This is a genomic window from Mesorhizobium sp. M7A.F.Ca.MR.148.00.0.0 (genome assembly GCF_003997735.1).
Classification (GTDB): Bacteria; Pseudomonadota; Alphaproteobacteria; order Rhizobiales; family Rhizobiaceae; genus Mesorhizobium.
The window spans coordinates 68,254-87,845 of record NZ_RZTB01000017.1; the positions used below are offsets into that span (position 1 = coordinate 68,254).

The following is a 19,592-nucleotide window of genomic DNA, read 5'->3' on the forward strand; positions in this document are numbered from 1 at the left end:
ACATGCATAACGGCACAAAAACCATGAACTACCGCCACGCCTATCATGCCGGGAATTTCGCTGACGTCGTCAAGCATGTCGTGCTGACGCGCTTGCTCGAGTATCTGAAGCAGAAGGATAAGGCGTTTCGGGTCGTCGACACTCATGCCGGCATTGGCCGCTACGACCTGTCGTCCGCCGAGGCGCAGAAGACGGGTGAATGGCAAGGCGGCATCGGCAGGCTGATCGATGCCCCGTTCGCCGCTCCGGTGGCGGCGCTGCTCGAGCCTTATCTGGAGACAATACGGTCGCTCAATCCCGAGGGTGGCATCCAGAAGTACCCGGGCTCGCCGCTGATTGCACGCCATCTCATGCGCAAGCAGGATCGGCTGACGGCGATCGAGCTACACCCCAAGGACGCCGCGAGGCTGAGGACGTTCTTTGCCGGCGATTTCCAGGCCCGGATCATCGAGCTCGATGGCTGGCTGGCGCTCGGCGCGCATCTGCCGCCGAAGGAAAAGCGCGGCCTTGTCCTCATCGATCCGCCATTCGAGGAAGCGGGTGAGTTCGAACGCCTCGTCGACGGGCTGATAAGGGCGCACAAGCGGTGGCCCGGCGGCATCTACGCGCTCTGGTATCCGATCAAGGACCGGAAGGCGATCATCGCCTTCCGCAAGGCGCTGAAGCAATCCGGCATTCCGAAGCTGCTCGACATCGAGTTCGAGATCAGGCCGGCCTCTTCGGAACCCAGCCTCGACGGCAGCGGTCTGCTGGTGGTCAACCCGCCGTTCACGCTGGAGGGCGAGCTGCGGACGCTGCTGCCGGCCCTGCACAGGCTGCTTGCGGTGGGGCGACCGGCGCACTGGTCGCTGGAATGGCTGGCCGGCGAGCAGGCTTGAGGCGGGCTCATCGACGACCCAGGGACCGTGCTCCTTTGGGTCTGGATATGAACGTGCCAGAGCCATTCCGGTGCGTGCAAATTCGGCTTTGGTCAAAAAGCGGTTTCAAACTGGGAAACCATTGTCAACGCAACCGCTTGACCGCCGCCGAGCGAATCCGCACAGTGCGCGCAATCGACCTTGAGAGGCTGCCATGACTCGCTTCGCCAAATCCGCCCTTGCCGCCCTGATTTCGCTCTGCACCCCGCTTGCCGCGCCTCTCGGTATCACCCAGAGCGTGCAGGCCGCCGATCTTACGGTCTATTCCGACGAAGACAGCGGGGTCTGCGGTCAGCCCTGGGTACTGAACAAGATCACCAGCCGCTTTTCCTATCAGGTGCATCACGTGCCGCATCTGCCTGACGTGCAGATCACCGATTTCCGGCGCATCCACCAGCATCGCTATCTGGCGGCCAACGATACCTGGCCGATCGGTCGCCGTTATTGCGGCGCCACCGTCAGCCTGTCCGACGGCCGCGATCGCACCATCTGGTACCTGATCGAGGAAGGCCAGGGCTTTGCCTCGATCGGCGACAATGTCGAATTCTGCGTCTCGGGCTTCGACCGCTGGATGGTCTACAACGGCCGCTGCCGCATTCTGCGCTAGACCCGGTTTCCCCTTCCAATCTCTTTCGCGCCTGTGGCCTGATCGGCCGCAGGCGTTTTTTCGTGCCGTTGACAGCAGGTTCGATCCGTCGCATACAGGCGAGACAGACCTGTCTCACTACTAGGTAATCTCCATGACGCCATCGTCCGCTTCCGGCAAGCGCCAACACGTCGTTGACACGGCCTACGTGCTGTTCAAGCGCGCCGGCTTCCATGCCACCGGTATCGACCGGATCATCGCCGAAGCCGATGTGGCCAAGATGACGATGTATCGCCACTTTCCCAGCAAGGACGAACTGATCGTCGAGGTGCTCGACTATCGCGCTATGCGTTTCGACCGCCAACTCGACCGGCTCGCCCAGGAGGACGTTCCGCCGGAGCAGAAAATCGGAAAAATCTTCGACTGGCATGCACGCTGGTTCCGCAGCCCGGATTTCCATGGCTGTCTGTTCGCACATGCGCTGGCCGAGTTCGGCGATCCCGGGCATCCGATTTTCGAGGCCGTTGTCAGGCAGAAGAACGGCCTCAAGCGGCGCATGCAGTCTATCCTCGAAGAGATGATGCCGCACGGCCGCGCCGAGAGCGTGGCGGCGACGCTGCTTATGCTGATCGAAGGTGCGACCTTGCTGGCGCAGATGGGGCAGGCCGAAGCCGCCATTCGCGACGCCCGCAAGGCGGCCAAGGGCATCGTCGCCGCCTCGCGCCGGCCGCAATGAGCCCGCTGGTCATCGGGCTCGCATTGTTTGCGGCGATCCTGCACGCAAGCTGGAACGCGTTCCTGCGCACGGGGGCCGACAGGTTGTGGACCGTCACCGTCATGAGCTTTTCAAGCACCGCGCTCGCCATCCCCTTTGCCTTCTTCCACGACCTTCCGGCCGCGCCGGCCTGGTCCTATATCGTGCTCTCGGCCTGCCTGCAGGTTGGCTACACCTTGTTTCTCGTGGCCGCCTACAGATATGGCGAAATGGGGCAGGTCTATCCGATCGTTCGCGGCAGCGTGCCGCTGCTTGTCACGCTCGGCGGGTTCTTCCTGGCCAACCAGCAGCTCACTCTGCCGCAGACCGTCGGCGTCGCGCTGGTCGCGGGCGGCATCATGGGTCTTTCTCTTGGAAGGGGCAGGGCCGCCACGACATCGATATTCTATGCATTGGCAACGGGAGCGATCATCGCCGCCTATGCGACTGTCGATGCGCTCGGCGTTCGGGCGGCGGGAAATGCCGGCGCTTACACCGCATGGGTCCTGCTGATCTACGGCGCGTTGCTGCCGGCGGCCTTCGTCGCCTGCCGTGGCCGGCTCATTGTCGACCCGCGCGCGCCTGAAACCTGGAAGGCGCTCGGCGGAGGTCTGTTTGCACTTCTGGCCTACGGTGTCGTGGTCGCGGCCTTCGCGCTCGGACCAGCAGGTCCGATCACCGCGATCCGCGAAACCAGCGTCGTCTTCGCGGCCTTCATCGGACGCCTGTTCCTCGGCGAGATGCTGACGCCGCGGCGGGTCGGCGCCTGCGCTATCGTCGCGCTCGGCGCCATCTGCCTCGGCTATCAGCCGTGACGGAAATGCGGATCGCGAAGATTCTGGACGGCAGCCCGTCTCAGGACGGCGAGGGCTGCTGACGATTTTTGCCACCGGCATCGCGCTCAATCTTGGCAATCCGAAAATGCCGTTGTTCTACGTCGCGCTGTTGCCTAGCGGCGTCGGCGCATCGCTCAATGCTGCTCATCTTGGTGTGCTGATGATGGTGATCCTGGCCGTTGAAGCGGTGGTGATCGGCGTTCATGTCATCCTCGCCGGCCGCGCCCGCAGCCTGTTGCGCACGCCAGGGATCGTACGCCGGGTGACCGCGCGGCGGGCGGTGTGATGATCGGCGCCGGCGTTGCCGTTGTTGCCGCGCGCTGACCGGATTGCCCAGTCGCCACGCTATTTCCTGCGCGGCATCGCCTGATCGATGATCTTGCGCAGGAATGCGGCGTGGCCGCGGAACGCGCGCCGTCCGCTGGTCGTCGCCCTGACGCGCGTCTGCGGCCGGCGGCCGACGAACAGCTTTTCGATGTCGACATAACCGGCCCTGGCCAGCGTATCGAGATGCGCGCCGAGATTCCCGTCGGTGACGTCCACGATGGCCTTCAGCCCGGTGAAGTCCAGCGTTTGGCGCCTTTCCAGCATGTTCAGCGCGGCCATGATCCTGAGCCGAGTGCTCTGGTGGATGATTTCGTCGGCACTCATCGATCGGCTCCGGTGCAGCCAAGCCGGAGGCCACCGACAACCATGCCGCCGCCGCGGCGGACCGTCTTGGCAATCTCGAACGGCGACAGCGCCATTTGCCCCTGTGCGATGGACATCGAAGTACTCCGGCATGCCCTGCAGAATACTCTGCCACATAGAGTAGTCTGTCAATTCACGGGCAATCGGGTCTGCGATCGCGCTTGACAAGGTGATGCATTGGCCGGCTGTCGCATTGCAGTATAGATCGTCCGCCTGCATGAGATGATCGCACCGCTGAGGCTGTGGTCATGATATTGGCGAACGAAGATCGACACGCAAAGCTGTTTGCTGATCTTCGGAGCTTCACGAGAAGAGCGCTCCCGCGGAGTGTGGAGAATGTCGGCGACACATACTAGCCGATGGTCGAAGATCAGCAGTGAATTTCTGCGACGATCAGCACGATCATGTGCCGATCGTAACCGAAAGTTAAGTTGCGAAAATCAGTCTATTGCTTCGCTGGCTAGCAAGCCGCGAGTCAGATATGCATGAGCGCGCCGGGTCATTACGGCCGTCGGCACAACGGAAGGGGCATCGCATGGCTAAGCAGTCATCCAAAGCGCCGGCGTCGAAGGCACCGGCAAAGAAAGCACCCGCAAAAGCAGCGACGGCGAAGGTCGCAGCTGCAGTGAAGAAAGCAGCACCCGCTGCCAAGCCGAAGGCCGCGGCGGCCAAGGTAAAAGCAGCACCGGCCAAGAAGCCGGCAGCGAAAGCTGCTGCGAAACCGGCAGTGAAGAAAGCAGCACCCGCCAAGGCAGCGGCAAAGCCGGCGGCGAAGGCGGCACCAGCCAAGAAGCCTGCAGCGAAGGCTGCGGCGAAACCCGCAGCGAAGAAGGCAGCACCTGCAAAAAAACCGGCTGCCAAGGCTGCACCTGCCAAGGCTGCACCTGCCAAGAAGCCGGCTGCGAAGGCTGCACCGGCAAAGAAGGCTGCGGCAGCGAAATCTTCAGCACCGGTGAAGAAAGCGCCACCTGCGGCCAAGCCGAAGGCCGCGCCAGCGAAGGCCGGCAAGAAGTAGTCGCGTCTTCCCTCGCCGGGGGCGGTGCCGAAACAGTCAAGGGCGGGTGCCTGACAGGCGCCCCGTTCGTTGTTTGGCAGTCGGAAGGCGAGAACAGAGGCGGACGGAGGATATCTTTTCGCAACTCCCAGGACTTCGCCATAGGGCGGAGTCCGGTGGGGCTTTTTGTGCCATTCATGCGCTTGATGAAATATCGGCGCGAGGCTCTTCGGTCTTGGCTGTCGGCTGAGTGATCCCTGCGATTCTGGCAACTCGGCGACTATGTGATCAAGCACCGTCTTCATGGAGCGCTCGCCAAACGGCCCCGGCCGATGAGTCCGCTCGCTGGCGGCCGGGTTTTCCGCTTCTGGCCATTGCTCGATCGCGCTTGATCGGTCAACACTGCCGGCCTGCAAAACAGGAAACCGATCATGCCCAGACTGCTCTATGCGTCCTCCTCTCCCTACAGTTCCAAAGTGCGCATGGCAGCCGCCTATGCCGGCATCGACATCGAAACGGTGGCGGTCAAAACCGAGGACAAACCGGCCGAACTGGTCGACGCCAACCCGCTCGGCAAGATCCCGGTTCTGGTGCTCGATGACGGTCGCTCCATCCATGACAGTCGCGCCATCACCCAGCATCTCAATCGCTTGTCGAAGAACGCGCTTTTTCCACGCAATCCCGACAAGCGGCTTGAGGCGGAAGTGCTGGAGGCATTGGCCGACGGCATTTGCGACTGCGCGCTGTCGATGGTTTATGAACGGCGCACGCGGCCTGAGGAGATGGTCTATCAGCCTTGGCTCGATCGCCAATGGGCGAAGATCACGGCGGCACTCGACCTGCTCAATGCCAACCCGCCGAAGCTGCCGAAGAAGATCACCGTCGGCCAGATGGCGCTGCGCGCCTGCCTTGGCTATCTCTCGCTGCGTTTTGCCGGAAAATGGGAAAAGGGTCGCGCCCGGCTGACGCGGTGGGCAGCACGCTTCGACGAAAAGTTTCCAGAACTGAAGCCCTGCATTCCCGGTTGACCGCCGATTACCCCGGAATTGATTTCCGGGTTATCGGTCGATCACCACCCGGGAAAATCACTCAGACACAAAAAAAGCCGGGCGCGAGGCCCGGCTTTTTCGTGTCGTGGCTTGAACGACTTAGAACTTCATACCGACGCCGAAGGTGACCCGGTTGTCGGTGGCCTTGACCTTGCCGATGCCGTCGAAGCTCTTGCTGCCGAAGTCGGTGTAACGATACTCGACGCGGCCGAAGACATTGTCGGTCAGCTTGATGTCGGTGCCGAGACCGGCGGTCCAGCCGAGCATCGTGGCGCGGTCCGAACCATACAGGTCGTCTTCGACCTTCAGGCTCCTTCCGGCGAGACCGCCGGTGCCATAGAGCAGGATTTCCGGGGTGACGGCGTAGCCAAGACGGGCACGCAACGAACCTTCGAACCCGGCCTTGGAGTCGATGCCGTTGTCGTCGCCCTTGACGCCGTTGTAGCCGAGTTCGGCTTCAGCGCCGTAGACGAAGTTCTCCTGCTGCCACTGGTAGCCGCCGAAGACACTGCCGACGAAACCCTTGGTGCCGACGTCAACATTGTCAACACCCAGATCCTTTTCCTTGGTATGGCCGCTGAAGCCATAGCCGACGTTGAGACCGGCGTAGGGGCCGGCCCACGAAGCGACCGGAAGTTCAGCGATCGGCGCAGGTGCCGGCGGCTCTTCCGAAACCACGTCCGCGGCATAGGCGGTTCCGCTGAGGGCGAAGAGCCCGAGCGCAACAGCCAGCGGCCGTGCGAATTTGAGATTGGCTTGCATTGTTCTTTACTCCTTAAGCCACAGGACACAGGCTTGTTTCTCACGATCGCCATCTACCCGTCCGGGGGGTGAAACGGATCTGGCGTTCGTCGGTTCCAAATGTCGTGTCAAAATGCGGCTGAAGCGAACCTGAACTTGGGTCATTCCCCGGCACGAATGAGGCAGAACCTTGACGTTGCATCTTCGCAACAGCGAAATGGCAGGAACCATCCCATGCTGCGCTGTACACCGCTTGGTGCAAGGACTCCAGCACCCTATATTGCGGTCGTGCGCGCCCGAGTCCAGGGCGGGCCGGGATGTCCAAACGGCCGTTTCGCCACAATGCTGCCCAAGGTGCGAACACCATTTAACGCATGCCGGGCCATATTTCGCCGGCACCGCTTTTTCGGGCCGAAATTGAGGATTGACACCATATGAGCAAAGCCACTGTCACGGCGCTGGTGACGGGCGGGGCCAGGCGGATCGGCAGGGCGATCGTCGAGGATCTCGCCGCGCACGGTTTTGCCGTCGCCATCCATTGCAACCGCTCGCGCATCGAGGCCGATGCGTTGGCTGCCAAAATCATCGCCGGAGGTGGCCGCGCCGCCGTGGTCGCCGCCGACCTGACCGATATGGACGCCGTCGACGATCTCGTCGGCCAGGCGCAAGCAGCGCTCGGACCGATCCCGCTGCTGGTCAACAATGCGTCGCTGTTCGAGGACGATTCGGTTCGGGATTTCGACTGGCGGGCCTGGGACCGGCACTTTGCCGTCCATGTGAAAGCGCCCGCGCTGCTGGCGCAGAATTTCGCCCGGGCGTTGCCGGCAGGGCAGGAGGGCCTGATCGTCAACATGATCGACCAGCGCGTCTGGCGTCCGACGCCGCGCTACTTCTCCTATGCGCTGTCCAAGTCGACGCTGTGGACGGCCACCCAGATGATGGCGCAAGCGCTCGGCCCCAGCATCCGCGTCAATGCCATCGGCCCGGGGCCGACACTGAAGAACGCGCGTCAGGACGACAGCGATTTTGCCGCACAGGTGGATGGCTTGGTCCTCAAGCGCGGCCCGGAATTGCCGGAATTCGGCGCCACAATCCGCTATCTCTGGGAAGCGCGCTCGGTCACCGGCCAGATGATCGCGCTTGATGGCGGCCAGCATCTTGCATGGCAGACGCCCGATGTGACAGGCATGACGGAATGAGTCCTGTAGACCACAAAAGCACGCCGCGCGGCGGCGCCGACGATCTGCCCCCCGATATCGACCTCGAGGACGAGGCGGTCGAGGAGATCGTTGAAACCGTCGGTCCCGATGTCGCCTTCACCGCCATCGACTGGACACCGCATGCCGGCGACGCGGAAGGCATGATCGGCGCCGAGGTGATCCAGACGCTGGTCAAGCGGCTTCCCAATGCGCCCGGCGTCTACCGCATGATGAACGCTGCCGGCGATGTGCTCTATGTCGGCAAGGCGCGCAGCCTGAAGAAGCGCGTCACCAACTACGCGCAAGGCCGCTTCCACACCACCCGCATCGGCCGCATGGTGCGTGAGACGTCGACGATGGAGTTCGTCGTCACCCGCACCGAGATCGAAGCGCTGCTGCTCGAAGCCAACCTTATCAAGCGCTTGCGGCCGCGATTCAACGTCCTGATGCGCGATGACAAGTCGTTTCCCTACATTCTCTTGACCGGCGACCATGTCTCGCCCGGCATCTACAAGCATCGCGGCGCGCGGTCGCGCAAAGGCGATTATTTTGGGCCCTTTGCCTCGGCCGGTGCCGTTGGCCGTACCATCAACTCCCTGCAGCGCGCCTTCCTGCTCAGGAGTTGCACCAACTCGTTCTACGAGAACCGCACGCGGCCATGCCTGCTTTATCAGATCAAGCGCTGCGCTGGTCCCTGCACCGGCGAGGTCTCGCATCAGGACTATGCCGAACTGGTCGGCGAAGCGAAGGACTTCTTGTCCGGCCGCAGCCAGAAGGTGAAGACGGAAATCTCGGCCGCCATGCAGCAGGCGTCGGAAGCTCTCGATTTCGAGCGCGCCGCGATCTATCGCGACCGGTTGGCGGCCCTGTCGCATGTGCAGAGCCACCAGGGCATCAATCCAGCGACCGTCGACGAAGCCGACGTCTTCGCCATCCATCAGGAAGGCGGCCAGGTCTGCATCCAGGTGTTCTTCTTCCGCACCGGCCAGAACTGGGGCAACCGCGCCTATTTCCCCAAGGCCGATCCGGCGTTGGAAGCAGCCGAGGTGTTGGGTTCGTTCCTGGCGCAGTTCTATGACGACAAGCCGACGCCGCGGAACATTCTTCTGTCGCATGGCGTCGAGGATCAGGAACTGCTGGCCGAGGCGCTCTCCACCCGAGCTGGCCGCAAGGTCGCGATCTCCGTGCCGCAGCGCGGCGAGAAGAAGGACCTGACCGACAACGCTTTGCAGAATGCCCGCGAAGCGCTCGGACGCCGGCTGGCTGAAACCTCCACCCAGGGACGCCTGCTTGCGGGTTTCGCCGAGACATTCGGCCTGGCCAAGCCGCCGGTGCGCATCGAGGTCTACGACAACTCACACATCATGGGCACCAACGCGGTCGGCGCCATGGTCGTCGCCGGACCGGAAGGGTTCGTGAAGAACCAGTACCGGAAATTCAACATCCGCTCGACCGAGATCACACCTGGCGACGATTTCGGCATGATGCGCGAGGTGATGGAGCGACGTTTTTCGCGGCTGCTGAAGGAGCATGGCGATGTCCCGGCTGGGGATGCAGCTGATGGTTCGGCGGACGATATGGACGACGATATCTCCGGCAGCTTCCCGGCCTGGCCCGATGTCATCCTGATCGACGGTGGCCAGGGCCAGATGACCGCGGTGCGCAAGATCCTCGCCGATCTCGGCATCGAGGACCGGGTGGTGGCCATCGGTATCGCCAAGGGCCAGGACCGCGACGCCGGCCGTGAGCGTTTCTTCGTCAAAGGCAGGGACTCGTTTTCGCTGCCGGTTCGCGATCCCGTGCTCTATTTCGTCCAGCGCCTGCGCGACGAGGTCCACCGTTTCGCCATCGGTTCGCATCGGGCTCGCCGCAAGAAGGAGATGGTCAAGAGCCCGCTCGACGAGATCAGCGGCATCGGTCCCGGCCGCAAGCGGGCATTGCTGTTGGCATTCGGCACCGCCAAGGCGGTCAGCCGCGCGGCCATCGAGGATCTGCGGAAAGTCGACGGAATTTCCGAACAGGTGGCGAAACTGGTCTACAATCATTTCCACGAGAGTTGAAAAATCCGGCACTTTCATCCGGCCTGTCGAATCTGGCCTGTTGACCCCCTACATTCGCATCTGATTTGAGTAGGCAGGCAGAAAGAGTTTCTCAGACATGGCCAAGCGCGCGTTCAACCTGCCCAATATGCTCACCTACGCCCGCATCGTTGCGGTGCCGCTGGTGGTGCTGTGCTTTTTTCTCGAAGGACATCTGAAGTCGAGCGACTTTGCCCGCTGGTCGGCGCTGATCATCTTCCTGCTCGCCTCGATCACCGATTATCTGGACGGCTATCTGGCACGCGCCTGGCAGCAGACCTCCAACATCGGCAAGATGCTCGACCCGATCGCCGACAAGCTGCTGGTCGCCACATGCCTGCTGCTGCTGGCCGCCGATACCGATCGCCATGCGGGCATTGCCGGCTGGTCGTTGTGGGCGGCGATCATTATCCTGTGCCGTGAAATCCTGGTTTCGGGCCTGCGCGAGTATCTGGCGGCGCTGAAAGTCTCGGTGCCGGTGACGCAGTTGGCAAAATGGAAGACCGCCATCCAGATGGTCGCCATAGCGTTCCTCTTGGCCGGACCGGCCGGCGACAAGATCTTTCCGCTGACCACGCAGACCGGGCTGGTGCTGCTGTGGATCGCGGCGCTGGTGACACTCTATACGGGCTACGACTATTTCCGCGCCGGCCTCAAGCACATCATGGACGAGTGAGATGACGACACGGCTCATCTATTTTGCCTGGGTGCGCGAACGCATCGGCATGGCTGAGGAGGATGTCGACCTGCCTGCGGGCATCGAGACGGTGACCGATCTCCTGCGCTGGCTGAAATCGCGCGGCGATGGCTACGAGCACGCTCTGCAATATCCCGACGTGATCCGCGTCGCCATCAACCAGGAACATGTCGAGCACCGCGAGAAGATCGCGGGCGCCCGCGAAATCGCGCTGTTCCCGCCGATGACCGGGGGCTGACATGAGCGGCGCGGTCTTGCCTGTCGTGCGCATTCAGCGCCAGGATTTTGACGTCGCCGCCGAGATCGCCAGACTGACGCAAGGCCGCGCCGATATCGGCGCCGTGGTGACCTTCTCCGGCCTTTGCCGCGACGAGCAGGGCGCGCTCTCAGCGCTCGAGCTCGAACACTACCCCGGCATGGCCGAAGCGGAAATCGCCCGCATCGCTGTTGAAGCGGTCGAGCGTTGGCCATTGCAGGGGCTCACCGCCATCCACCGCCACGGGAAGATCGCGCCCGGCGAGAACATCGTGCTGGTGGTGGCAGCCTCGGCGCATCGCCATGCGGCGTTCGAGGCGGCGAATTTTCTGATGGACTATCTCAAATCGCGCGCGCCTTTCTGGAAGAAGGAGCATCGGGCTGACGGCTCGGAGGGTGGCTGGGTCGAGGCCAAGGAAGCCGATGCAAACGCCGCGCAACGCTGGTATCAGTCCGAATAAGATCCGCCGCAGCCATGCATTGACCGCAATCCTTTGGCCAATTGGCGGGATTGGTCAGCCTCGGCATTGGCAGCCCGGGGCATTGGCAGCCCGGGGTGAGGGAGATGGTCATGCTGGACAGGATCGCGGAGTTCTTGATCTTCGGTTTCGTGCCTCTGGTCGTCGGCATATTGGCCGTTCCGGAGCAGTCTGTTGCCGCCGAAAGGGCCGTGAGAGGCGAGGTGATCTATCGCGAGCGCATTGCCTTGCCGCCCAGTGCCGTGCTCTCCGTCCAGCTGGCGGACGTGTCGCTGGCCGACGCGCCGGCCACCATCATCGGTGAGCAGCAAGTAAAGCCGGCAGGCCAGGTGCCGATCAGCTTCGAGATCAAATTCGACCCTTCGGTCATCCGGTCGCAGATGACTTACGCGTTGCAAGCCCGCATCACCGTCGACGACAAGCTGCTGTTCATCTCCGATATGCGCCACCAGGTCGATCCGTTGGCCGACTTGCCGCAGACCATCATGCTGAAGATGGTCACCCCGAGTGCCGAGCCGACGGCTTCCGTCTTCGACCAGCTCTGGCTGGTCGACTATATCGACGGCATCGGCGCTATTGCTGCCCCGCAAGCGACGTTCAGGGTCAGCGGGGCCGGCAAGGCGGGCGGCAGCGGCCCCTGCAACACCTACTTCGCCACCGCCAAACTCGATGGGCAAACGATCGCGATCAGAGACATCGGCTCGACCTACAAGGCCTGTGCGCCCGAGGTGATGGCCGAGGAAAAGGCGCTGTTCGATGCGTTGGCCAAGGCGGCGTCATACCGTGTCGATGCCGGAAAGCTCATCATTGTCGACAAGGATGGCCGCGAGATCCTGCGCTTCAGCGCGGCGAGCTGACCCCGACGAAAAAGGCCGGCGAAACGCCGGCCTTTTCAAGTAATCCAAGGTCTGGATTATCGGCTCAGCCGACGATCTCGGTGTCCGAGAACCAGTACTTGATCTCTTCTGCCGCGGTCTCCGGCGCGTCGGAGCCGTGCACCGAGTTTTCGCCGATCGACAGCGCGTGAACCTTGCGGATGGTACCTTCGGCGGCGTTGGCCGGGTTGGTGGCGCCCATCACTTCGCGGTTCCTGGCAATGGCGTTCTCGCCTTCCAGCACCTGGACGACGGTCGGTGCCGACGACATGAATTCAACCAGTTCGCCGAAGAAGGGGCGGTCCTTGTGGACGGCATAGAAGCCTTCCGCTTCGCGGCGGCTCATCCAGACCCGGCGCGAGGCGATGACGCGCAGGCCTGCCTCTTCCAGCATCCTGGTGATGGCACCAGTGAGATTGCGCCGGGTTGCGTCCGGCTTGATCATGGAAAATGTGCGTTCGAGCGCCATGGGTCGTCCTTGTCTGAGAATGGAATTGAGAGTGGCGGGCTCTATACAAGCCGCCCGGCCCATTGCCAAGAGGCCCCGATCAGACGGCTACACAGCAACGCGTTGCTTGCTATACTCGCGTGTCGGCGCCGCGCTGAGGTCGGGCCGTATGGAGACACCATGACCATGACAGACGATCGTCAGGAACGCATTCGCAACCGTGCGCACCAGCTCTGGCTGCAAGAGGGCCAGCCGGCTGGACATCATGAGCGCCATTGGCATCAGGCGGCCGCCGATGTCGACCAGGAGGATGCCGCGGGCAAGTCGGCAGCCAAAAAGCCAACCAGGAAGGCAGCTGGCGCCGCGGAGGCAAAGGCCGCCCCCAAGGAGGCAAAGGCTGCCACGAAGGCCGGCAAGCCAAAGAAGGCGGCGGCCAAGTAAGCTTTACGGCGTCAAGCCGCGGCGGCGATCTTTCGTCCCAGCCCGCCATGCAGGTCGAGGCAGCGGGCGAACCACTGCGCCACCACGTCGCCGTCGTCGAGCAGTTGGTAGGGCGAGGCTATGCGCGCCCATTGCAGGGCACCGAAGACGATATAGTCGCTGAACAGCGGCGCCGCGCCGCCGATGAATGGCTGATGGAAGAGCGTCGAGCGCAATGGCTCCAGCGAGGCTCTGAAATTGCCGAGCCCGGCCTCCCTGGCGGCCATCACCTCCTCCAGCCGTTTGCCAAGACGCTGCTCCCGGCTCTGGCGGAAATAGACGGCGTTTTCCGGGTCCTGCATGGCATGGAGGTCCATGATCGCCGCGGTGGTCACGTAGGGATGAATGGTCACTTGCGACCAGCGTTCGATGAAGCGCGCCATCGCCTTGCCGCCTTCACCGCCAAACAGTGTCGGCCGGTCCGGATAGGCCTCATCGAGATAGAGCGCGATATCGAAGGAATCCGCGAGGACCGTCTCGCCGTCGCGGATCACCGGAACGGTTTTCGAAACGCCGCCCTCGACAGCGGGCACCTCGAGAAAGCGCGTCGGTACGGTTGATATGTCGAGCCCCTTGTGGGCAAGCGCCATCACCACCTTCCAGCAATGCGGGCTGAACGGACGTGTGGTGTCGCGTCCGACGAGATCATAGAGCAGAATGGTCATTGGCGGCGGCGTTCCTGCGGGTTAGGTAGGCCCCGCATCGACGTGAGCCGAGGGAAGCCATGAGACAGCATTTCATGATGTTTGCGGCCTATAATCAATGGGCCAACGGTCGCATCTATGATGCCGCCGCCGAACTCGATGATGAGGAATTCAACCGCGATGTCGGCGCCTTCTTCGGCTCGATGATGGGCACGCTCAACCACCTTTTGACGGCCGACCGGATCTGGATGAAGCGCTTCACCGGCGAGGGCGACGCGCCGACGACACTGGATGCCATCCTGCATCGGGGGTTGACCGGCCTGCGGGCGGCGCGTGAAGCCGAGGACAGGAGGATCATCGACTGGGTCGGCGGCCTCAATGACAAGGCGTTGACGGGCCGCTTCACCTACATGACCGTTTCGGACATGCGCACCGTCTCGCAAAGGCTGGCGCCGGCGCTGGATCATGTCTTCAACCACCAGACCCACCATCGCGGCCAGGCGCATACGATCCTGACTATCCTGGGACGGCCAAGCCTGGGGTTGGACCTGATGCTTTTTCAGCGGACCGAGGAGGGCAGAGCTTTCGCCTGATTCGGTGCCGTCCGAAGGTCGAAGAGCTTGCGTCTACTATCGCTGCATTTTGTGCTGCAGCATTGTCTTTGCATCAGAAATTAGCCGGCACACCGGATACTTGTCCGAGATTCAGGCGGCCGTCGAAGCCTCGCCCCTGATTTCGCTGTCCAGTTGGCACTGCGTCAGAGCCGCTTCCGCCATCACCCACTGCTTGAACAACTGGACCTTGCGTGCGGCAAGGCCTCTCAGCGGGGAAACAAAATACCAACCAGCCGTGTTCGGGTGGTGGACGGCGAAAGGAGCCACCAGCCTTTCGGCGCGGATGTCGCTGGCCATATAGGCACGGTTGGCCACCGCAAAGCCCATCCCGGAATTGGCTGCCTCGTAGGACATCATGCACGAGTCGAAATAGATGCTCTTGGTCTCGCTGAGCACGAAGCTGGCGCCGGCGAAACCAAGCCAGGATTGCCAATTCTGGGTGCAGGTGTCGGAATGCAGCAGGGTGAAGTGCTTGAGGTCGTCCGGTGTCACTTTCGACAGCCGCTTATCGCCGAGAACTTCGTGGAACAGCTTGCGGCTGCACACCGGTGTCAGGTCTTCGCGAAACAGCAGATCGGATTGCAGCCCGTGAAAGTGACCGTCGCCATAACGGATTTCGAGATCGAATTCCGAGGCCGTGAACTCATGCGTCGCGTAGGAGGTCGAGACCCGCATTACGATATCGGGATATTGCTGCTGGAACAGCGGCAGGCGCGGAAACAGCCAGCGTGCCGCAAAGGTCGGCAGCACCGATATTTTTAGCACATGCTCCTGCGATTGCCCGGTCGCTTCCATGCTGGCGGCGACGATTCGCTCCAGCGCCTCGCGAACGCGCGAGACATAGGTCTCGCCCTCCGGCGTCAACGACACCGCATTGCCGCCGCGCTGGAAAATCTTGAAACGAAGCTGATCCTCAAGGCTTTTCACGCGCTGGCTGACCGCTGAAGCGGTAATAAACTGTTCTTCGCCGGCACGCGTGAAATTACCGTGCCTCGCAGCACTCTCCACGATTTTAAGCGAATTGAGGTTGACCTGACTGAGCAGACGCACGGTTTCGACCTTAAGCTTGGCTTACACTAGCACCAGCATTCCTAATTTTACAGGGGTGGGTGAATTAATCGACTGTTTACCAAGTGTTGCCCCCATCCTGGAGAAGTACAATGAACGCCCATACCATTCCCGAACTGCGTTATGCGATGAGCCGCGAAGCCATTATCGGCCATGAAACCGCCTGGAAAGTGTCGAGTTTCGGTGTCGCGCAATATTTGCACGGCTATGACCCGGCACTGCTTGCAGCGATCGAGGAGGCTGCCCTGAAGCTCAAGGCCAGCCATGCCGTGCACAAGCACCTCGATCTGACCTTCATCACCGGGGCCGACCGTTTCATCCCCGAGATCAAGGAATTGCTGCATGACAAGCTGCGCCTGGAGCGGCTGTCCGACATGACGGGCACCAAGCTGGAGCCCTATCCGCTGTCGATCGTCGGCTCGACGGTCACCTTCATGAATCCCAACGACGGCGCCGTGGAGTGGCATTGCGATGGCGTTCCGGTGACCGAGCTCATTCCGCTGTCGATCAGCAATCCGCTGGTCGGCGGCCACCTCGAAATCTACTGCGACGACTCCGAAACCGGCCGCGCCATTCTCGAAGCCGGCCGCGAGATCCCACGCAACAGTGTCATGCGCATCGATCACAAGATGAACTACGCGACGCTCGGGCAATTCCTGGGCGTCCTGCATCGCACCGCGCCGATCCGGTTCGGCGAGCGCGTCACGCTGGTGCTCAACCAGCGCTCGGTGGCCAAACCCTATGTCGACGATAACAGAATGTTCTATCTCGCCGCCGACAACGACCACGACCGTGAGTGGGTCAGCGAACTGGCCGAAGATGTCTGGACCAATCAGCTGCCGGCCTATCGTCGGTTCGAGGCGGAGCATCCCGTGCCCGCCGCCGTCGAGGCACCGGTTCCGGGCGGCGCCAGGGAATCATGGTAATGAACCATGGTCCCGAAAAGTCGGTACCGGTTTTCGGACAGGATCATGGTCGAACAGCAAAATAGAATCCCATGCCGATTGTTTCGGCAGGGATCCGGCTCGATATCCGCGTTGGTCTTCGCTGCCGGTGCGGTGGCGTTGTGGTCCACCAATGCCCTGGTCGGCAAATCCCTGCTGGCCAGCCAACCGGTTTCGCAGGTCCAGTTCCTGCAATTTGCAGGCGCAGCACTCGTCTTCGCCGCCATCCGATTGATGAGCCGCGAAAGAGTAGCACCGGTCACCGCCGGGGCGGCGCTCATCTCTCTCGCGGTCGGCTTCATCGGCCTGGTCGGCACCATGGTGCTGCAATACATCGCCTTCGCTTCGATGCCGGTGATCGAGGCCAATCTGGTGGCCTACACCTGGCCGCTGATGGTCGCGGCGGCAGTCATTGCCTTGGAAAATCCGCGGCGTCCGGCACTGTTGGGTCTCGCCGCGGTGGTGGGCTTTATCGGCGTTGCACTGGTGATTTCGGGAGGGCGCAACCAATCCTGGTTCGAGGGCGATCTGGTCGGCTATCTCGCCGCATTCGGGTCCGCGCTATGCATGGCCTTCTATTCGATCATGGTGGGACGGGTGGCCACTCCAGCGGATCGCCTGTTGCTGCCATCGTCTTTGATTGGCGTCGCTTTGATGTTTCTGTGGTGCGCTCGCGACGGTTTCACCTGGCCCGTCGGCGCGGACCTGGCCCTCGGCCTTTATCTCGGCGCCGGTCCGATGGGTCTGGGCTACTATTTCTGGTCGCGCGCCTTGAAGCTTGAAGGCAGCGGCAGGGTCGCGGTGGTCGCCTATCTCACGCCGATCGCCTCGACCCTGCTTTTGACCTTGTCCGGCGAAAGGCTGACGGTGACGGCCATTGTCGGAGCCATCCTCGTCATCGGCAGTTGTGTCGCGGTCGGTGTGGAACGTTCGGAGGCCGAAAACCATGTTTGACGAGAATGAGCGTCTGGCCATTCAGGAAGCGCATTGGCTGATCGACGAATTCGGCGCCGAGGCACCGCTCTACGCCGCGATGAGGGCCGAAAAGGCGATAGAACAAAAGGATTTCGCGCGTTGCGCCCGCTGGAAGCGTATTCTGGAGATATTGGACGAAAGTCCTGCCGCTAAGTCTGCTGGTTCCAAGTATTAGATTTTCTAATTTGCACGGCGTCGATTTCGCATGAATGCTATTTTTGCCGATTCTTCATTCTTTTATGAGACTTGGCGGTCCGTTGGGGGACGCGGTTAAAGAGATACATCGACACAAGTCTTCGCTGGGGTGGAGGATTTTGTCGCAAATAAGGTGAAAGAATTGTCAAATATCGATGATAAGACCGTTATCGAGCTGACGGCCGATATTGTCTCGGCCTATGTAGGCAACAACCCTCTTCCGGCTGCCGGCCTGCCTGAGTTGATTGCCAGCGTCAGTGCTTCGGTTCGCAAGCTCGCTGGTGCAGTTGTCGCGGAAACTCCAAACCTGGTTCCGGCAGTCAATCCGAAGAAGTCGGTGTTTCCCGACTACATCATTTGCCTTGAGGACGGAAAGAAGTTCAAGTCGCTCAAGCGGCATCTGCGGACCGACTACGGCCTGAGCCCGGACGACTATCGGGCCAAATGGGGCTTGCCGCCGGACTATCCGATGGTTGCGCCAAACTACTCGGCGACGCGATCGGCGCTGGCAAAGTCGACGGGACTTGGCCGCAAGCCGGCAGCAGCGCCGGCCGCTGTCGCCAAGGCAACGAAGCGCAAGGCGACTGCCTGAGAGCAGGCAAGCCACTGTTCGGCTGCTTTGACGACGCCCTCGCTGGCGTCGTTTCGAGGCCTTGTGCGGCCAACTGGCCGGCAAGGCCTTGCGAAGCGTTGATGTCCGGTGCAAAAGCGCGGCCATGCTGATCATCAACGACCTATCGCTCCGCATGGCCGGACGCCTGCTTCTCGACCATGCCTCGCTGACCTTGCCGGCCGGCACCAAGGCCGGCCTTGTCGGCCGCAACGGTACCGGCAAGACGACGCTGTTCAAGGCCATCACCGGCGATTTCCCGTCCGAGACAGGCTCGATCAGCCTGCCGAAGAGCACCCGCATCGGCCAGGTGGCGCAGGAAGCGCCGGGCACCGAGGACGCGCTGATCGAGATCGTGCTCAAGGCCGATCTCGAACGCACGGCGCTGCTCGAAGAAGAAAAGACGGCGACCGATCCGCACCGCATCGCCGACATCCATATGCGGCTGGCCGATATCGACGCGCACTCAGCCGAATCCCGCGCCGCCACCATTCTCGCCGGCCTGGGCTTCGACGATGCTGCGCAACGGCGTCCGGCCTCGTCCTTCTCCGGCGGCTGGCGCATGCGCGTGGCGCTTGCCGCGGTGCTGTTTGCCGAGCCCGACCTTCTGCTGCTCGACGAGCCGACCAACTATCTCGATCTTGAAGGCACGCTGTGGCTGGAAAACTACGTGTCGAAATATCCGCACACCGTGCTTTTGATCTCGCACGACCGCGACCTGCTCAACCGCGCCGTCAATTCGATCGTCCACCTCGACCAGAAGAAGCTGACCTTCTGGCGCGGCGGCTACGACCAGTTCGAGCGTCAATATACAGAGCAGAAGGAATTGCAGGAGAAGGGCCGGGTCAAGCAGGAGGCCGCGCGCAAGCACATGGAATCCTTCGTCGAGCGGTTCCGCGCCAAGGCCTCCAAGGCGAGACAGGCGCAGTCGCGCATCAAGGCGCTGGAGAAGATGAAACCGATCGCGGCCCTCGTGAACGATTCGGTGCGGCCGTTCTCCTTCCCCGAGCCGGTGAAGACGGTGGCCTCGCCGATCGTGGCGCTGAACAACGTCAATGTCGGCTACACCGAGGGTCAGCCGATCCTCAAGAAGATGACGCTGCGCATCGACGCCGACGACCGCATCGCGCTGCTGGGCGCCAACGGCAACGGCAAGTCGACCTTCGCCAAATTGCTGTCCGGCCGGCTGAAGCAGGAGAGTGGCACCATGACGGTGGCGCCCGGGTTGAAGGTGGCGATCTTCGCCCAGCATCAGCTCGACGACCTCCGGCCGGACGAAAACGCCTACGAGCATGTCCGCCGGCTGATGCCGGAGGCGCCGGAATCGAAGGTACGCGGCCGCGTCGCCCAGTTCGGCCTCACGACCGAGAAGATGAACACCGCCGCCAAGGATCTGTCGGGCGGCGAGAAGGCGCGGCTGCTGATGGGGCTGTCGGCCTTCGAGGGCCCAAACCTGTTCATCCT

24 protein-coding genes and 1 pseudogene are annotated in these 19,592 nt (G+C 62.2%); 19 read left to right on the forward strand and 6 right to left on the reverse strand.

Annotated features, from left to right (window positions below; translation table 11 throughout):
• Nucleotides 1-23 precede the first annotated feature (23 nt).
• The 5 genes and pseudogenes from EOB49_RS09330 to EOB49_RS09350 all read left to right on the forward strand — a co-directional run.
• A complete protein-coding gene (locus EOB49_RS09330; protein WP_127380812.1) occupies nt 24-878 on the forward strand; it encodes a 23S rRNA (adenine(2030)-N(6))-methyltransferase RlmJ in 855 nt (284 codons plus the stop codon).
• A gap of 193 nt (nt 879-1,071) precedes the next feature.
• Nucleotides 1,072-1,524, forward strand: coding sequence for a hypothetical protein (locus tag EOB49_RS09335; RefSeq protein ID WP_127380799.1), 453 nt, complete (start codon nt 1,072-1,074; stop codon nt 1,522-1,524).
• Between the two features lie 133 nt (nt 1,525-1,657).
• Nucleotides 1,658-2,239, forward strand: coding sequence for a TetR/AcrR family transcriptional regulator (locus EOB49_RS09340; RefSeq protein ID WP_127380800.1), 582 nt, complete (start codon nt 1,658-1,660; stop codon nt 2,237-2,239).
• Entirely contained in the window at nt 2,236-3,072 is an 837-nt protein-coding gene (locus tag EOB49_RS09345) for a DMT family transporter (protein ID WP_127380801.1), read from the forward strand. Before EOB49_RS09340 ends, EOB49_RS09345 begins: the two co-directional genes overlap by 4 nt.
• A gap of 31 nt (nt 3,073-3,103) precedes the next feature.
• Nucleotides 3,104-3,417, forward strand: a pseudogene (locus EOB49_RS09350) (LysE family transporter); the annotation flags it as partial.
• A gap of 21 nt (nt 3,418-3,438) precedes the next feature.
• Here EOB49_RS09350 and EOB49_RS09355 read toward each other — a convergent pair.
• Complete coding sequence (locus tag EOB49_RS09355) at nt 3,439-3,744, reverse strand: transcriptional regulator (RefSeq protein WP_127319031.1); 306 nt, start codon at nt 3,742-3,744, stop codon at nt 3,439-3,441.
• 465 nt (nt 3,745-4,209) lie between these two features.
• Nucleotides 4,210-5,082 carry a hypothetical protein gene (locus EOB49_RS36890; protein ID WP_206526096.1) on the reverse strand — a complete coding sequence of 291 codons (873 nt, stop codon included), beginning with the start codon at nt 5,080-5,082 and terminating at the stop codon, nt 4,210-4,212.
• A gap of 126 nt (nt 5,083-5,208) precedes the next feature.
• Here EOB49_RS36890 and EOB49_RS09370 point away from each other — a divergent pair, with 126 nt between their 5' ends.
• Entirely contained in the window at nt 5,209-5,805 is a 597-nt protein-coding gene (locus EOB49_RS09370) for a glutathione S-transferase family protein (RefSeq protein WP_127380804.1), read from the forward strand.
• 120 nt (nt 5,806-5,925) lie between these two features.
• On the opposite strand, the gene EOB49_RS09375 is transcribed toward EOB49_RS09370, so the two are convergent.
• Entirely contained in the window at nt 5,926-6,588 is a 663-nt protein-coding gene (locus tag EOB49_RS09375; protein WP_127380805.1) for an outer membrane protein, read from the reverse strand.
• A 413-nt stretch (nt 6,589-7,001) separates the two neighbouring features.
• Between EOB49_RS09375 and EOB49_RS09380 the strand changes: the two genes are divergently transcribed.
• From EOB49_RS09380 to EOB49_RS09405, 6 genes are all read left to right on the forward strand, one after another.
• Nucleotides 7,002-7,766, forward strand: coding sequence for an SDR family oxidoreductase (locus tag EOB49_RS09380; protein ID WP_127319023.1), 765 nt, complete (start codon nt 7,002-7,004; stop codon nt 7,764-7,766).
• Entirely contained in the window at nt 7,763-9,826 is a 2,064-nt protein-coding gene (gene uvrC, locus EOB49_RS09385) for an excinuclease ABC subunit UvrC (protein ID WP_127319021.1), read from the forward strand. The genes EOB49_RS09380 and uvrC overlap by 4 nt, the downstream gene beginning before the upstream one ends.
• Before the next feature lie 97 nt (nt 9,827-9,923).
• Nucleotides 9,924-10,520: a CDP-diacylglycerol--glycerol-3-phosphate 3-phosphatidyltransferase gene (gene pgsA / locus EOB49_RS09390; RefSeq protein ID WP_023673449.1), complete on the forward strand. Its 597-nt coding sequence runs from the start codon at nt 9,924-9,926 to the stop codon at nt 10,518-10,520.
• Nucleotide 10,521: 1 nt separating this feature from the next.
• The gene (gene moaD / locus EOB49_RS09395; RefSeq protein ID WP_127267618.1) at nt 10,522-10,779 is read left to right on the forward strand and encodes a molybdopterin converting factor subunit 1; all 258 of its coding nucleotides are present in this window, start codon (nt 10,522-10,524) and stop codon (nt 10,777-10,779) included.
• 1 nt (nt 10,780) lies between these two features.
• Nucleotides 10,781-11,257, forward strand: a complete 477-nt coding sequence (locus EOB49_RS09400; RefSeq protein WP_127267617.1) for a molybdenum cofactor biosynthesis protein MoaE — start codon at nt 10,781-10,783, stop codon at nt 11,255-11,257.
• Nucleotides 11,258-11,367: 110 nt separating this feature from the next.
• A complete protein-coding gene (locus EOB49_RS09405; protein WP_127380806.1) occupies nt 11,368-12,132 on the forward strand; it encodes a YbaY family lipoprotein in 765 nt (254 codons plus the stop codon).
• A 64-nt stretch (nt 12,133-12,196) separates the two neighbouring features.
• On the opposite strand, the gene ndk is transcribed toward EOB49_RS09405, so the two are convergent.
• Nucleotides 12,197-12,619, reverse strand: coding sequence for a nucleoside-diphosphate kinase (gene ndk / locus EOB49_RS09410; RefSeq protein ID WP_013532476.1), 423 nt, complete (start codon nt 12,617-12,619; stop codon nt 12,197-12,199).
• Nucleotides 12,620-12,778: 159 nt separating this feature from the next.
• Here ndk and EOB49_RS09415 point away from each other — a divergent pair, with 159 nt between their 5' ends.
• Nucleotides 12,779-13,039 (forward strand): DUF2934 domain-containing protein, encoded by a 261-nt coding sequence (locus EOB49_RS09415; protein ID WP_127380807.1) that lies wholly within the window; start codon nt 12,779-12,781, stop codon nt 13,037-13,039.
• 11 nt (nt 13,040-13,050) lie between these two features.
• Here EOB49_RS09415 and EOB49_RS09420 read toward each other — a convergent pair whose 3' ends face one another.
• Nucleotides 13,051-13,743, reverse strand: a complete 693-nt coding sequence (locus EOB49_RS09420; protein WP_127380808.1) for a glutathione S-transferase family protein — start codon at nt 13,741-13,743, stop codon at nt 13,051-13,053.
• A gap of 59 nt (nt 13,744-13,802) precedes the next feature.
• Here EOB49_RS09420 and EOB49_RS09425 point away from each other — a divergent pair, with 59 nt between their 5' ends.
• Nucleotides 13,803-14,315, forward strand: coding sequence for a DinB family protein (locus EOB49_RS09425; protein ID WP_013532473.1), 513 nt, complete (start codon nt 13,803-13,805; stop codon nt 14,313-14,315).
• Nucleotides 14,316-14,426: 111 nt separating this feature from the next.
• Here the strand turns inward: EOB49_RS09425 and EOB49_RS09430 are convergent, their stop codons facing one another.
• Nucleotides 14,427-15,386, reverse strand: a complete 960-nt coding sequence (locus tag EOB49_RS09430; protein WP_027037936.1) for a LysR substrate-binding domain-containing protein — start codon at nt 15,384-15,386, stop codon at nt 14,427-14,429.
• 110 nt (nt 15,387-15,496) lie between these two features.
• Here EOB49_RS09430 and EOB49_RS36410 point away from each other — a divergent pair, with 110 nt between their 5' ends.
• From EOB49_RS36410 to EOB49_RS09460, 5 genes are all read left to right on the forward strand, one after another.
• Complete coding sequence (locus tag EOB49_RS36410) at nt 15,497-16,330, forward strand: hypothetical protein (RefSeq protein WP_164781632.1); 834 nt, start codon at nt 15,497-15,499, stop codon at nt 16,328-16,330.
• A 45-nt stretch (nt 16,331-16,375) separates the two neighbouring features.
• Nucleotides 16,376-17,302: a DMT family transporter gene (locus EOB49_RS09445; RefSeq protein ID WP_127380809.1), complete on the forward strand. Its 927-nt coding sequence runs from the start codon at nt 16,376-16,378 to the stop codon at nt 17,300-17,302.
• Nucleotides 17,295-17,498, forward strand: a complete 204-nt coding sequence (locus EOB49_RS09450) for a hypothetical protein (RefSeq protein ID WP_024504288.1) — start codon at nt 17,295-17,297, stop codon at nt 17,496-17,498. Before EOB49_RS09445 ends, EOB49_RS09450 begins: the two co-directional genes overlap by 8 nt.
• Before the next feature lie 162 nt (nt 17,499-17,660).
• A complete protein-coding gene (locus EOB49_RS09455) occupies nt 17,661-18,110 on the forward strand; it encodes a MucR family transcriptional regulator (protein ID WP_127268153.1) in 450 nt (149 codons plus the stop codon).
• A 124-nt stretch (nt 18,111-18,234) separates the two neighbouring features.
• A partial coding sequence (locus EOB49_RS09460; RefSeq protein ID WP_164781633.1) for an ABC-F family ATP-binding cassette domain-containing protein occupies nt 18,235-19,592 on the forward strand: 1,358 nt, incomplete at its 3' end.

Excerpts from the sequence above, each read along its gene's own strand:
- EOB49_RS09335 (WP_127380799.1), top strand. The coding sequence starts at position 1,072 with ATGACTCGCTTCGCCAAATCCGCCCTTGCCGCCCTGATTTCGCTCTGC.
- EOB49_RS36890 (WP_206526096.1), bottom strand. The coding sequence starts at position 5,082 with ATGAAGACGGTGCTTGATCACATAGTCGCCGAGTTGCCAGAATCGCAG.
- EOB49_RS09370 (WP_127380804.1), top strand. The coding sequence starts at position 5,209 with ATGCCCAGACTGCTCTATGCGTCCTCCTCTCCCTACAGTTCCAAAGTG.
- pgsA (WP_023673449.1), top strand. The coding sequence starts at position 9,924 with ATGGCCAAGCGCGCGTTCAACCTGCCCAATATGCTCACCTACGCCCGC.
- EOB49_RS09450 (WP_024504288.1), top strand. The coding sequence starts at position 17,295 with ATGTTTGACGAGAATGAGCGTCTGGCCATTCAGGAAGCGCATTGGCTG.
- moaD (WP_127267618.1), top strand. The coding sequence starts at position 10,522 with ATGACGACACGGCTCATCTATTTTGCCTGGGTGCGCGAACGCATCGGC.
- EOB49_RS09415 (WP_127380807.1), top strand. The coding sequence starts at position 12,779 with ATGACCATGACAGACGATCGTCAGGAACGCATTCGCAACCGTGCGCAC.
- EOB49_RS09400 (WP_127267617.1), top strand. The coding sequence starts at position 10,781 with ATGAGCGGCGCGGTCTTGCCTGTCGTGCGCATTCAGCGCCAGGATTTT.
- ndk (WP_013532476.1), bottom strand. The coding sequence starts at position 12,619 with ATGGCGCTCGAACGCACATTTTCCATGATCAAGCCGGACGCAACCCGG.
- EOB49_RS09425 (WP_013532473.1), top strand. The coding sequence starts at position 13,803 with ATGAGACAGCATTTCATGATGTTTGCGGCCTATAATCAATGGGCCAAC.
- EOB49_RS36410 (WP_164781632.1), top strand. The coding sequence starts at position 15,497 with ATGAACGCCCATACCATTCCCGAACTGCGTTATGCGATGAGCCGCGAA.
- EOB49_RS09340 (WP_127380800.1), top strand. The coding sequence starts at position 1,658 with ATGACGCCATCGTCCGCTTCCGGCAAGCGCCAACACGTCGTTGACACG.
- uvrC (WP_127319021.1), top strand. The coding sequence starts at position 7,763 with ATGAGTCCTGTAGACCACAAAAGCACGCCGCGCGGCGGCGCCGACGAT.
- EOB49_RS09345 (WP_127380801.1), top strand. The coding sequence starts at position 2,236 with ATGAGCCCGCTGGTCATCGGGCTCGCATTGTTTGCGGCGATCCTGCAC.
- EOB49_RS09330 (WP_127380812.1), top strand. The coding sequence starts at position 24 with ATGAACTACCGCCACGCCTATCATGCCGGGAATTTCGCTGACGTCGTC.
- EOB49_RS09375 (WP_127380805.1), bottom strand. The coding sequence starts at position 6,588 with ATGCAAGCCAATCTCAAATTCGCACGGCCGCTGGCTGTTGCGCTCGGG.
- EOB49_RS09355 (WP_127319031.1), bottom strand. The coding sequence starts at position 3,744 with ATGAGTGCCGACGAAATCATCCACCAGAGCACTCGGCTCAGGATCATG.
- EOB49_RS09380 (WP_127319023.1), top strand. The coding sequence starts at position 7,002 with ATGAGCAAAGCCACTGTCACGGCGCTGGTGACGGGCGGGGCCAGGCGG.
- EOB49_RS09405 (WP_127380806.1), top strand. The coding sequence starts at position 11,368 with ATGCTGGACAGGATCGCGGAGTTCTTGATCTTCGGTTTCGTGCCTCTG.
- EOB49_RS09445 (WP_127380809.1), top strand. The coding sequence starts at position 16,376 with ATGGTCGAACAGCAAAATAGAATCCCATGCCGATTGTTTCGGCAGGGA.
- EOB49_RS09420 (WP_127380808.1), bottom strand. The coding sequence starts at position 13,743 with ATGACCATTCTGCTCTATGATCTCGTCGGACGCGACACCACACGTCCG.